The sequence below is a fragment of the Marinobacter sp. X15-166B genome, assembly GCF_001752365.1.
Lineage (GTDB): Bacteria > Pseudomonadota > Gammaproteobacteria > Pseudomonadales > Oleiphilaceae > Marinobacter.
This window is the reverse complement of record NZ_MEIY01000001.1, coordinates 2430945-2444119: the sequence shown is the minus strand read 5'-3', so window position 1 is coordinate 2444119 and position 13175 is coordinate 2430945. Positions and strand designations below refer to the sequence as shown.

Genomic DNA, 13175 nt, shown 5'->3' with positions numbered 1-13175 from the left:
CCCGGTCTGCGAGACTGCGGGTATCGACCACCCAGTTGCCGACCAGAAAGAGCCCTATGCCGCAGGATTCCGTTCGCATTGAACATCGTTATCTCGAACTGCCCGACGCCTTCTACACCCGCGTCGCGCCCACCCCCCTGCGTGACGCCAAGCTGGTGTGTTTCAACCAGTCTCTGGCCGCAGAGATGGGCTTTCACACCGCCAACCCGGCGCAGTGGACCGGCATCGGCGCCGGCACTGAACTGCTGGCAGGCATGGATCCGGTGGCGATGAAATACACCGGTCATCAGTTTGGCGCCTACAACCCGGAATTGGGGGATGGCCGGGGCTTGCTGTTGTGGGAAACCCTCGGGCCCGATGGCCGCCGCTGGGACTGGCACCTGAAAGGGGCCGGTACCACGCCCTACTCCCGGTTTGGCGACGGCCGGGCCGTCTTGCGCTCCACCATTCGCGAGTACCTGTGCAGTGAAGCCATGGCCGCCCTCGGCATCCCCACCACCCGCGCGCTGTTCATGGTCAGCGCCAAAGATCCGGTGCGACGGGAAAGCCTGGAAACCGCAGCCACCCTGGTCCGGGTGGCACAGACCCACATCCGTTTCGGTCACTTCGAATTTGCCGCCTACCATCAGGGCGAAGATGCCCTGAAGGCCCTGCTCGAGCACACCATCCGCTACCACTTCCCCCACCTGCTGGCGTTGCCGGACGAGCAGCGCAACCGCCGCTGGCTGGAGGAGGTGGTAACCCGCACCGCCACTCTGATCGCCCAGTGGCAGGTGGTCGGATTCTGCCACGGGGTAATGAACAGCGATAACATGTCGATCATCGGCGACACCTTCGATTACGGCCCCTTCGCCTTCCTCGACGATTTCGACGCCGGCCACATCTGCAACCACACCGATCAGGGCGGGCGATACGCCTACAACCGCCAGCCCCACATTGGCTACATCAACTGCCAGTATCTGGCCCGGGCGCTGATGCCCATCCTGCCCGAAGAGGATATCCGCCAGGCCCTGGAGCTGTATGGTGACGCCTACAACAGCCATTTTCTGGACAGCATGCGCGCCAAACTGGGGCTTGCCGAAGACGACGCCAGCGACATTGACCTGACCATGGCACTGTTCGCGCTGCTGCACACCCACAAAGTGGATTACACTCTGTTTTTCCGCAACTTATCCAACCTGGCAGGCAATGGCGACGCACCGGTGCGGGATCTGTTCGTCGACCGGGAAGCGGCGGATGTCTGGCTGGCGCGCTACCGGGCCCGGCTGACAAAAGAAACCCGCTCGGCGGAGGCGCGGGAAGCCGCCATGCGTGCGGTCAACCCCAAATACGTACTGCGGAACTATCTGGCGCAGCTGGTGATCCAGGAGGCGCAGAACGGCGATTACGGCCCCCTGGAGGAACTGTTAAAGGTGCTCGCGCAGCCTTTTGCCGAGCAGCCGGAATTTGAGCGCTACGCGGCGCCGCCACCGGACTGGGGCAAGCACCTGAACATCAGCTGCTCCTCCTGAGCGCTGCTGGCACCAGCTGCCGGCCAGAAACGGCCGGGCCGGCGCAGAATGACTCTGGGCCGGCCCGGCTGGTTTCACAGGTGCGTGACCACCCGTTATCGATACACGATCACACGGCTTTGGCAGCGATGATCTTCTCGTGCCACTGCACCGGTCCGGTCTGGTGCACCGAGGTGCCGTTGGAATCGACCGCCACGGTCACCGGCATGTCCTCCACCTCGAATTCGTAGATGGCTTCCATCCCCAAATCTTCAAACGCCACCACTTTGGCGGCCTTGATGGCCTTGGAGACCAGATAGGCGGAACCACCGACCGCCATCAGATACACCGCGCCAAATTCCTTGATGGCATCGATCGCCACCTGACCGCGCTCGGCTTTACCGATCATGCCGGTGAGGCCGGTTTTATCCAGAATGGTGCGGGTGAACTTGTCCATGCGGGTGGCCGTGGTCGGACCGGCGGGCCCGACGACTTCTTCCCGTACCGGATCAACCGGCCCCACGTAATAGATGAAGCGACCTTGCAGATCCACCGGCAGCTGTTCGCCCCGTTCAATGAATTCAACCATGCGCTTGTGGGCCGCGTCACGGCCGGTCAGCATTTTGCCGGACAGGAGCACGGTTTCACCGGGCTGCCACTCTTTGACGTCTTCCGGCTTGAGCGTATCGAGATTGACCCGGCGCACGTTGTCGCCCACGTCCCAGGTAATTTCCGGCCAGTCGTCCAGACTCGGCGGGGTCTGTAGCGCCGGACCGGAGCCGTCCAGTACAAAGTGGGCGTGACGGGTCGCCGCACAGTTGGGGATAATGGCGACCGGCTTGTTGGCGGCGTGGGTGGGGTAATCTTTTACTTTTACGTCCAGCACCGTGGTCAGGCCACCCAGCCCCTGAGCCCCAATCCCCAGCTCGTTGACCTTCTCGTACAGCTCCAGACGCAGCTCTTCCGCCCGGTTGGAGGCGCCGCGCTCCTGCAGGTCGTGGATGTCGATCGGATCCAGCAAGGACTCCTTGGCCAGTTCCATCGCCTTCTCGGCGGTACCGCCAATACCAATACCCAGCATCCCCGGCGGGCACCAGCCGGCCCCCATCTCGGGCACCACCTTCAACACCCAGTCGACCACCGAATCCGACGGATTCAGCATCGCGAACTTGGCTTTGGCCTCGGAACCACCGCCCTTGGCCGCCACGTGCACTTCAACGGTGTTACCGGGCACCACCTTGTAATGGATGATCGCCGGAGTGTTGTCTTTGGTGTTCACCCGCTTGCCGTCCGGGTCGGCCAGCACCGAGGCGCGCAGCACATTGTCCGGGTGGCTGTACGCCCGGCGCACGCCTTCGTTGATGATGTCGTCCAACGCCATATCCGCGTCCCACTGCACGTCCATGCCGATGTTGACAAACACTGTCACGATGCCGGTGTCCTGGCACATCGGGCGACGGCCCTGGGCAGACATCCGCGAGTTGATCAGAATCTGGGCCATGGCGTCCTTGGCCGCCTGGGACTCTTCTTTCTGATACGCCTCGTGCACGGCGTCGATGAAGTCTTTCGGATGGTAGTAAGAGATGAACTGAAGCGCGTCCGCTACGCTCTCGATCAGATCGTCCTGGCGTATTACAGTGGTCATAGAGGCTCTCATCGGGTGGGTCGGTTTTTGCGCGCACGCCCGGCGCACGCGCCTTGCTTGGAATATAAAATTTGGCTCCGAAGTTTATCAGCCGGCACGCATTTAGGACAGTCTGCGGCAGCCGCCGCCCCTGCCGCGAACCGCCGGCGGCAATCAACTTTGCTTTCAAACGCCCACCTGGGGTTAAATCGCTAATCATAAGTCACTGTCAGGAGACGCTTTGTGAACGACCACATTCTCACCCAACAACAAAACCAAACGCTGGTGGTACGCCTGAACCGTCTGGAGCGTAAAAACGCCCTGACCCATGACATGTACACCCGCCTGGGCGACGCGCTGGAACAGGCCCACGCCAACGACGACATACGCTGCATTCTGTTCACCGGTGACGCGAGCTGCTTTACCGCCGGCAACGATCTGGGCGATTTTGCCGCCGGCCTGGACGGTGACTTTGAATCAACTCCGGTGGGCCGGTTTTTATCCCTGCTGGCCAAGGCGACCAAACCCATCGTCGCCGCGGTCAACGGCGCCGCCGTCGGCGTCGGCACCACCATGCTGCTGCACTGCGATCTGGTGTACGCAGGCGACAACACCGGGTTCCAGATGCCGTTTGTGAACCTCGGTCTGAGCCCGGAGGCCGGCTCCAGCCTGCTGCTGCCGATGTGGTTCGGGCGGGTGCGGGCGGCTGAAATGCTGCTGCTCGGTGGCACCTTCAGTGCCGAAGACGCCCTGCGACTGGGGCTCATCAACCAGATCTGTAGCCCGGAAGAGACCGAGGCCAGGGCCCTGGCCGCCTGCGAACGACTCTGCGCGCAACCGGCGGCGGCAGTCCGTGCCACCAAGCAATTACTGAACCGCGGTTCGCACCAACAGCTGCAGGACTCCATGAGAGAAGAAGGCCGGGTGTTTCTGGAACGGCTGAAATCGCCGGAAGTGGCCGAGGCCCTGGCGGCTTTTCTGGAGAAGCGCACCCCCGATTTTTCCAAATTTTCCTGAAACCAGGCGGGCGCCCGGAGGCAGGCTCGACAAACCATCTGCCTCCATCTACTTTGCATAGGGAGCCGAACGCATCCGGCAAGCGGGACAAAATCACTCTTTAGAGCGATCAACAGTATCCAACCAGTTTCGATATAGTCAGAGTAACAGGAAGTGACAAAGTGCGCTGACCCTATATTCAACCGACTGATTTTGAACAAGACAGGCCACTGACCCAAGGGCTTACCGGCTCACACCAGACCGGCCCCGTCAGCCGCCATGTATAACGATACAACAACAGAAAAGGTTCCACCCATGTTCAAGAAAACTCTCTTATGTCTTGCCGTGGCGTCGTCCGTTGGGCTTACAGGCTGCTTTGATGACAGTTCTACTGGGGGTAATGCGGATCCGGTTTATGAGATCAGCAACCCAAATTTTACGGGCAAGACCTGGCCGGTTTTTAACCCGCTAACCAGCGAACTGCCTGTTCCCAGTGATCTTCAGTTTGAGCAGGGAGCGGACGCTGACGGCACCTTGAGTGGTTCCACAGAAAACCCGATCACCAACGCTCTGGATTTCATGGACGGGTCATCAACAACGGCTCAGTTCGACATTAAATTGTCCGGATCCATCGATCCAGAGACCGTGAATGCCGTTCCGGTGATTGACGCAGGTGATGGCACCCCGGTCCCTAATCCGGCGCAAAACGTATTCCTTTTGTCTCTGGATTTTCCAGGTGGCGACTCGTTGGTGAATGATTCCTCCTTCTATACCAGCCTTATAAATGACCTGGTGGACAGCGGCGCTATTTCTCCCGCGCCGGAACGCACTGCGTTTCCGGGTGAAACCCCCACGTTTGACCTTGGTTTGGCGTTTGCTGCGCTGCAAGAGTCACCCGGGCCAGCCACGGCAGGTGCGGTGTTTGATTTCAACAACGAATTCCGGACAGAAGTCATTTCCCTGGATGGCGGCACCGATAATGTGCTGCGCATTACCCCCCTTCGTCCGCTGAATCCGAAAAAGAAGTATCTTGTTGTCGTAACCAATGAAGTGAAGGATTCGGTCGGACAACCACTGATTGGCTCGCCCTCTTATCAGAATATCCGCAATGAAAATGAGCCCTTGGGCAGTTCAGCCCTCGAGCCGGTTCGCGGCGCCATTCAGAGCTGGGAGACACTCGCAACCGGTTACTTCACTGCATTGACCAATCCCAGTCGTGCAGCTGCATCTTTACCCGCCCTGACGGCGGATGACATCGCCTTATCGCTAACGTTCACCACCGGCGGCACCACCGACGTCTTGGAAGCGGCAGTTTCTCCGGCACAGTTCTTCTACAAAAAAGCCATTGTAGACACCCGCCAAGAAGCGATTGCCAAGTACCTGGCTGACAACGCTGATGCATTTGAAGCAATGGATCCGACCACCCAATACGGTGCGCTCCTGACCGTAGCCGATGCAGCCATTGAGGATGTCGGCGATGCCACACTTCGCGCCACTGCCGCTGGTACGGCGGCAAACCTCGCTGGAAATGGGGCGGACTTTAGCAATCCCGCACCAAGAGACATCGTTACATATGAGGCAACAAGGATTCCTGCGGCAGCGGCACTGGTAGATTCAGTCGAGGAGGGCTGGATCCTCCAGGCCAGTATAGAGCTGCCCTATTACCTGGACACCCCCACTGCCGAAGCCCCGTCCGCTCTTGATTCCACTTGGACTGCGTCAACCACCGTCGGCGCTTTGATCGACGCTGGCGCGGGGAATGAGTCTGGAACCACCCCACCCTCGGATAAGGTAACCTACCGTTACCCGTTTGCCGAGCAGAAGGATACTGTATCAGTCCCCCTGATGCTCTCGGTCCCGCATGCGACCACCTGTGGTGCAAACAAACCCTATGATGTGGTCATCTATCAACATGGTATCTTCGGCAACCGCTCTCACAGCCTCGCCTTGGGAAACCAGCTGGCAGGCAACTGCTTCGTCACTGTCGCGATGGATCTCCCCCACCACGGCATAGCTCCTAAACTGGCCACGGGCGGATTGGATCCCTCACTGGCTTTTAGCGTAGATAAATCCCAGCAGCCCGACGGAACATTTACCGATAGCTTACTGCCAATGAGTGAACGCCACTTCGGCTGGGGGCAGCAAACTGTTAACGGGGACCAAGTGCCCGCGAGAATGGTTTACTCGACCGATGTCGATGAAGCCGTCGGTTCTTCAGGCCAGTTTTTCCTGAACCTGAGCAACCTGCCCGCCGCGCGCGACAATACCCGACAAGGCGTAGTCGATTTACTGAATCTTAACGCCAGCTTGGTCAAGCTCAATGATATTGACCTTGACGGTGATGGGTCCAACGGCGATGTCGCTGTAACCGGTGCAAGCCAGATTTACTTTGTAGGACACTCCCTTGGCGGCATTCTGGGGACTTCCTTCGTTGCGATCGCCAATGGCGCAGCCCAAGCCAGCACGATAGGCAACTCCAGCATCAACCCCATTGCTGCGGCCGCTCTGGTAACGCCAGGCGCTGGCATTGCAAAACTGCTGGAAAATTCACCGTCCATCGGTGCGACTGTTCTTGCTGGCCTGGGCAAGTCCGGCCTGACACAGGGCACCAGTAATCTGGAGCTGTTTCTGAATGTTGCTCAAGCCTCGCTCGATAGCGTCGAACCCCACAATTTCGTCGGGTCAATTATCGACAGCAACAGCAAGGTTTATTTGAATGAAATTTACGGGGATGGGTCTGACAGGTCGACCCAGGACCAAACGGTGCCGGTCGCTGCCGATGTTGCTTATGCGGGCACCTACACCAGACCGCTGAACAGTGCCCTGCCAGCACCGCTGGCCGGAACTGAGCCACTCATCATGCAATTAGGCGCCGATACCATTACGACAGATACTGACCCGCTATCGGCTGATGTGAATGTCGTCCGCTTCACTGCTGGAACGCACACCACCATTATCAATCCTGAAGACGCTACCCAATTAGCGGTGTTTGGCGATATGGCGGAAAACATCATAACTTTCTTTGAAAATAACGGAACCGCCCTTCAATTCAACAATTCTGCGTTTGTGAAGAGCGAGGAACCAACACCGACCAACCCCTAAACGGCGACAGCCAAGAAAAGCCCCGGTTCATAGCCGGGGCTTTTTGCTTTCCACAGTCCCGCCGCTTCGTCCTTCGGCGAAGGCTGCGCTCCTAAGGACCGGTGACCGTCACCTCGCCGCCTGGCACCAGCAGACTCGCGCTGATCTCATCCTCGGTGAACGGCAGTTTCCGGTAGATTTTGTCGGAATACATCTGACTCTGGTCCTTGAAATAGGGCGACATGGCATCGGTGGACTGTGAATAACTCACCAACCCGTAGGCTTCGGGGCCGTTCTCCGTAAACTCCAGGCCGAAGTGCCAGGTGGTGCCCCGGGATATCAACCACTTGTCGACGCCGCCACTGCCATCCGCAAGTCCGCCAGTATCGGCGAGCACTGTGGGTGCAATCCGGGGGAATCGTGTGTCTTCCGCAACGTCCCCGGTATACACGCCGACCGCATTGAATGCCCCGTCAATCGCGCCGTCGCCCCCGTGCCAGGGAATCGGCTCCATGAGGAACTCCGGCGCAGCACCCGACGCCGGCACCACCCCGCCGGACGCGCGGTAATACTGCAGATCCCCCAGTGTGTCGGTGGGCTGGATGCCCTGGGACTCCAGCGCGCCCACCCCGGTTGATAAAGCCTTCAGCATGGTGTCGTCCGGCGTACCCGCGTTATCCTCACTGGGCAGTGCCGGGGTGCCCACCGGGTCTGCCGGGCTGAACGGCTTGGTCAGGTCTGTGTCGACGTCCTTCAGATAGTTGGCCATGAACACCCGGAAAATGTGCGCCCCCACACTGTCCAGATTGTACAGACCGTCCCAGTTGCCGAGGGCCTCACACCAGGGAGATAGATCACGGTCGGCTACGGGTGTGCTGCCAATGGCGTCGCATCGTTCCCGCAACTCCGGCAGGAATTGCTCGGCGTGCCAGGCCCGGTTATTCCAGATCACGCCAAGCAGCTCCTGCGCGCTGAATTTGCCGTCCTGACCGGCAACCAGAGGTGCCAAGGGGAAACCCGAATCCATGGGGTTTTGCAGCATTTTCAGGGCCAGACGGGTACGGGGGTTCACCGGTGCGTTTTCGTCACCATACAAGGGTGAATACCCGGTCAGAAACTCAGCGGGGTTGGTGGCCCAATGACTGCTGTTGGAATTCTGCACCCAGTCGGTGCGCACCAGTTTCGGTTTCTGAGCGTAGGTGGTTAATCCGCCACACTCGGTTTCTACCCAGTCCTCGATCGATTGGCCACCGTCCAGCAGGGTAACCCCTTCGTCAAACAGACCCGCGTAGGAAGGGTCCAGGCGGCGCAGATTGACCAGTGCAGCGGCTTTCTCCGACAGGTTCGGTACGGAACTGCTGTCGATATGAAAGGCGTTGCCCTGATCATCGGCGTAGGTGGTATTCACCCACAGGGTCGAGCCACAGTTCTGGAATACGTCCTGAAACTCAGCCAGATTTTTTGCCCGGCTCATCTGCAGCCAGGTGTCCAGCAGGCCACCCGTGTCGGCGTTGGCATCGCGATAGGTCATGGCCACCGTTTGCCCCGCGTTCAACAGCCCTTCCCCTCCCCAGCCGGGCAGTTGTGGGTTAACGGCATTGGCCGCAATCATCGGCCCGTACTCGGAGTAGTAAAAATCCCGCGCCAGCACCAGTGGTTCCGCCATGCCGGGTAGTTTCACTTCAATCTGATGGTTTTCAACGGTGATGGGTTTTTCCTGGCCATCTTTTACATACGTGAGGGGATCGCCGTCTTTCAGCACCAGTTCGTACCAGGTGAATCGCCGGCTGGTGGACACCGTATGCGACCAGGCCAGATTCTCATTGAAGCTGATCAGCGGCAGCGCGGTGCCCAGCAATCCGGCGCCGTGCACATTCAGATAACCCGGCACGGTCAACTGCGACTCATACAGGCGGCGGTGGCCGGTGTACGGAAAATGAGGGTTGGACAGCAGCGCACCGCGCCCCTGCTCGGTCATCTCTTTGCCGATACCCCAGGCGTTACTGGCCAGACCCGTGTCAGTGAAATCCTGAACGGCCCCGGCGGCTGCCAAGGCGGTGCCCACCACCTCGTGTTGCAATTGCTGTATCCGGTCGTTGACCACGACGCCTGCCGCCGGCTCCGGTGCCGGGTTCGCCCCCGGCGGGACTGCCAGAAAAACCACCCCGGTGGCAAACAGGTTCCCACTGGCGTAGCGCCCCACAATGCGATAATGGGCGAGCAAATCAACCGGCGTGATGGGCTTGACCCATTCCTGATTGCGACACTCTGCCGGCAAGGCTGCGGGATCCGTCTCGCTAACGTAGCGGTTATAACCTTCCACAAACCCCTGCACCAGAGCGCGGCTCTCCGCACTCAGGGTCTGCAGTTCTGTTTCCGCGCCGCTGTGTATTTGTTGCGCTTTGTAGCTGAAGTCTGTGACGATGTTGATACCGACACCAAAGGCGGTGTCCGGCCCCGGTCCGAAATACTTCGACCGCTCACTGCGGGCTTTTACTATGGCCTCTGCCAGCAGGCACACATTGTCCTGCGCCTGGGCGTAACCGTGGCCGAAGGCCGCCGATGCCAGGGTGTCGGCTTTTACGTGGGGCACCCCACCCTCGGTGCGTCTGATCGTGGCCTCGAATTGGCCGTTGGCAGGAAACAGCGGCGGTTCCACCACCGGCTTGCCACCGCCGTTGCCATCAAAGCAGCCACTCAGCAATAAACCACCCGCCAAACTGACCATTACGCCGGCTTTTTTGATACACAGCCGGCCAGCTCCGAGAATTGCACAGCGTTCCATAGCGCGTTCCTTATGCTTGTTTTTTTCACACTGACCTACGCCAAAGTCGCGTGACTAGCCGTCAACACCTTGTTTTGAGACTAGCACAGGGCGTGTGTTGCGCTAACGAACAGCGGCGCCGGAACGGGATGACAGGGTGCTGATATTGGGGGGGGTGACTGGATTGGCGTCCGGGGGCAGCGGTCCGTCTGCCCCCGGTATTGTTAATCGGGGGTCTGCAACCGACGGATCAACCGCCCCAGGGTCTGTGCCACTTCGGTGGCGCGCTCCCGGTTGTTGCCCAATTGCAGCAGGCGGGAACCGTCCCGGGGGTCGTATACCCAACAGGTGGGCGCGGTCGGCTCACAGGCGGACCTGACCTGGGGGCTGATGCCGTACACGCCGATGGCCTGGGTGGACACCGCCATTTCCCCCTGGGGATTGCGGCGGGATTCCTGCACGTGAATCTCGCCCTCGGCCGCCCGAACCTTGTATACCACGTCCGCAGGCGCATCTTCCTTGACGATCCGTTGGTCGCCACGCCAGGCACTCATTCCCAGCAGGCTGTTCAGGTGCGCTTCCAGTGCGGTGGTGGCGGAGGGCGTCAAGTAGAGCTTTTTCAGGTCGGGCAAGCCGGCTTGCCCCTCTGCGGATTCAATCGTGGCCACCGGCGTTTCCGCCGCTCCCGTCACCGCAGCCTGCACGCTTTGCGCCTGCCGTTTCTCGATGTCGGTGATCAACAACAGGGATTGTTTGTAATGCTGACCCTCCTCCCCCGCTGCTTCAACGTATTTTTCCAGCGCCGAGCGCGCCTCGTTGAAGTGTTGCGCCTCCATCATCACCCGGCCACGGTAAAACAGATAATCAGCGGGCTTCTCGGCCACCAGTACTTGCAGCCGATTGAGGTATTCGCTGGCTTCTCGCCAGTTTTCGGCCTTGACCGCGGTTTCCGTGGCCAGCATTAGCCGCCGCATCTCGTGTTCGGGCGGCAAGGCATGGGCAAATATTGCCCAGAGCGCGGCCACACAGGCCACCCCCGCCATGATCGCTGGCCGGACTCTGCGCCCGCCTGCGCTTGTATTGCATCCCCTATCCATACCGTCACTCCTATACGTTGACTATTCAAGCTTGGTCTGTAAGTTCGGTTTCTGCATCATCGTCAATCTCTACTTCTGCCTGATCGGTCACGGTTTTGGGCAATTCTTTCTTGACCCGCACACCCAGTTCCACAAACCGGTTTGCCTGGGAGATCAGGTTGCCACGCCCCGGGTCAGCGTATTCATGGCGCTGTCGTAGGTGCCCTGCACGGTGTGCAACTGGGCGCCCATTTTTTCCATCGCTTCCACAAACACACGCAATTTGTCGTACACCGCACCGGCCCGCTCGGCTATGTCGCGGGCATTCTGACTCTGGCGCTCGTAGCGCCAGATGTTTTCGATGGTGCGCAAGGTGGCTAATAAAGTGGTTGGGGTAACTACAATAATCTTCCGTTCAAAGGCTTCTGCGAACAGGTTCTCGTCTTGCTGGAAAGCCGCCACAAACGCCGGCTCAATGGGCATGAACAACAGCACAAAATCCGGTGAATGCAGCCCGCTCAGGTGGCTGTAATCCTTGGCACTCAGGGTTCGTATGTGCTGACGCACGGCCTCCACATGTTGTTTGAGGGCCTGGGCGCGGCGGCCGTCATCCTCTTCAACCACCCACTGCTGGTAGGCAATCAGTGACACCTTGGAGTCAATCACCAGGTGGCGCTGGTCCGGCAGGTTGACCACCACGTCCGGCCTGAGCAATTCGCCCTCAGCGCTGCGGTAACTGCCCTGGGTTTCATACTCGACGCCTTTGCGCAGCCCGGAGCGCTCCAGCACTTTCTCGAGAATCAGCTCACCCCAGTTGCCCTGCACCTGTTTGTCTCCCTTCAGCGCCCGGGTCAGGTTGGCCGCGTCTTCGGTGATCTGCTGGTTCAGCTCCTGCAGGGACTTGATTTCACTGCGCAGGGCCTGGCGCTCACGGGTTTCAGAGGTGTGTACGTCGTCGACCCGTTTGCGAAAATCCTGCAACTGCTCTTTAAAAGGGGTCAACAACGAGTCCAGGCTGGCCCGGCTTTGCTGACTGAAGCGTTCGTTATTCTGTTGGAATATATGATTCGCCAGGTTCTCGAACTCCTGCTTGAGTGCGTCCCGGTTGCGCTCCAGCAAGGCCAGCTTTTCGGCGGCGGCACGTTGCTCTTTCTGCAAGCTTACCTCGTATTCGCGCAATTGCAGCCGGGCCTCTCCCAGCTCCGTGGCTCGTGTTTCGGCACGCTGCTGTTCGGCCTGCAGGTCCGTTTCCAGTTGTTCGACCCGCGCGGCGCTGATCCGCCATTCCGCTTCCAGTCTGGCCAGATCCTGTTGCAACGACGCCTGGCGCCTCAGCCGGATCAGGGCCACCACCAACGCCAGGGCGACCACGACCAGCAAGGTGGCGAGCACCGCCAGGACACTCGCCATGGGCAGGGCAGCGTTTACAGAGGTCAGGTTTTGCAGAGCGTCCGGCACGGGCTTTCCTTTCATTCAGTGGGTTATACAAGTGTGGTCAGTCTAGCGCATCTGCACCAGGGATTGTCCGGGTTTGTTCCCGCTACCGATGTCCAGTGCTTTCTGCAAAAATGCCGAGGAGTCAGCATATTTGAGCAATGGCAGCCCCCCTGGCTGGACGATACCGGTGCGATACGCTAGAACAGTCGGTGACTCAAAGCAGAGATCGTTGGCAACTGCTCCGGCTGCTGTAGATAGGGATTCAACATGCTCAAAGAGCTCTGGCGTAAAACACTCGGACAACCGGTCGCGGTCGGCAGTGAAGCCCCTGCGGAGCGACCTATACGCCTGGCCCCTCATCTTACCCATACCGGTGAGCTTCATCTTGAACGGCTGACCATGCTGCTGTCCAAGCGTTACGGCCAGTCTTTTGACGACAGTCAGGATGAGGGGGTCCGTCACCTGCTCCGATATGCCGCACGTATTCAAGACCGGGAAATCCAGACTGAATTCCTGCTTTTTTTCCTCAATTGCTCGCCCGTCATTCAGGATTACCTGCGCGCCGAGGGCATTATCGACACCGGACACTTTCTGACCAAAAACAAAGCGATGCGGTGCGGCTAGCCGTTCCTCCGAAAAACCCGGTAGTAACACAGCAACGTCCCCTGCCGAGTGTTACGCGACTGTAAAACACCAGCACCGCCAGA

General features: G+C 59.5%; 7 protein-coding genes and 1 pseudogene. 4 read left to right on the top strand and 4 right to left on the bottom strand.

Annotation, left to right across the window (positions count from 1 at the left end; all coding sequences use genetic code 11):
• The first annotated feature begins 56 nt into the window (after positions 1–56).
• Positions 57–1511 carry a protein adenylyltransferase SelO gene (locus BG841_RS11470; RefSeq protein ID WP_070057784.1) on the top strand — a complete coding sequence of 485 codons (1455 nt, stop codon included), beginning with the start codon at positions 57–59 and terminating at the stop codon, positions 1509–1511.
• A gap of 109 nt (positions 1512–1620) precedes the next feature.
• Here the strand turns inward: BG841_RS11470 and BG841_RS11465 are convergent, their stop codons facing one another.
• Entirely contained in the window at positions 1621–3135 is a 1515-nt protein-coding gene (locus BG841_RS11465) for a fumarate hydratase (RefSeq protein WP_070057783.1), read from the bottom strand.
• A gap of 222 nt (positions 3136–3357) precedes the next feature.
• Between BG841_RS11465 and BG841_RS11460 the strand changes: the two genes are divergently transcribed.
• Both BG841_RS11460 and BG841_RS11455 read left to right on the top strand, forming a co-directional pair.
• Positions 3358–4131 carry an enoyl-CoA hydratase gene (locus tag BG841_RS11460; protein WP_070057782.1) on the top strand — a complete coding sequence of 258 codons (774 nt, stop codon included), beginning with the start codon at positions 3358–3360 and terminating at the stop codon, positions 4129–4131.
• Between the two features lie 294 nt (positions 4132–4425).
• Complete coding sequence (locus BG841_RS11455; protein WP_070057781.1) at positions 4426–7212, top strand: hypothetical protein; 2787 nt, start codon at positions 4426–4428, stop codon at positions 7210–7212.
• A 91-nt stretch (positions 7213–7303) separates the two neighbouring features.
• Here BG841_RS11455 and BG841_RS11450 read toward each other — a convergent pair whose 3' ends face one another.
• The 3 genes and pseudogenes from BG841_RS11450 to rmuC all read right to left on the bottom strand — a co-directional run bounded on the left by BG841_RS11450 (position 7304) and on the right by rmuC (position 12504).
• A complete protein-coding gene (locus BG841_RS11450; protein WP_070057780.1) occupies positions 7304–9976 on the bottom strand; it encodes a penicillin acylase family protein in 2673 nt (890 codons plus the stop codon).
• 203 nt (positions 9977–10179) lie between these two features.
• On the bottom strand, positions 10180–11052 hold the full coding sequence (locus tag BG841_RS11445; protein WP_228141646.1) for a hypothetical protein: 873 nt from the start codon (positions 11050–11052) through the stop codon (positions 10180–10182).
• 25 nt (positions 11053–11077) lie between these two features.
• Positions 11078–12504: pseudogene (gene rmuC, locus BG841_RS11440) on the bottom strand (DNA recombination protein RmuC).
• Positions 12505–12735: 231 nt separating this feature from the next.
• Here rmuC and BG841_RS11435 point away from each other — a divergent pair.
• Complete coding sequence (locus BG841_RS11435) at positions 12736–13092, top strand: hypothetical protein (RefSeq protein WP_070057778.1); 357 nt, start codon at positions 12736–12738, stop codon at positions 13090–13092.
• The last annotated feature ends 83 nt before the right edge of the window (positions 13093–13175 follow it).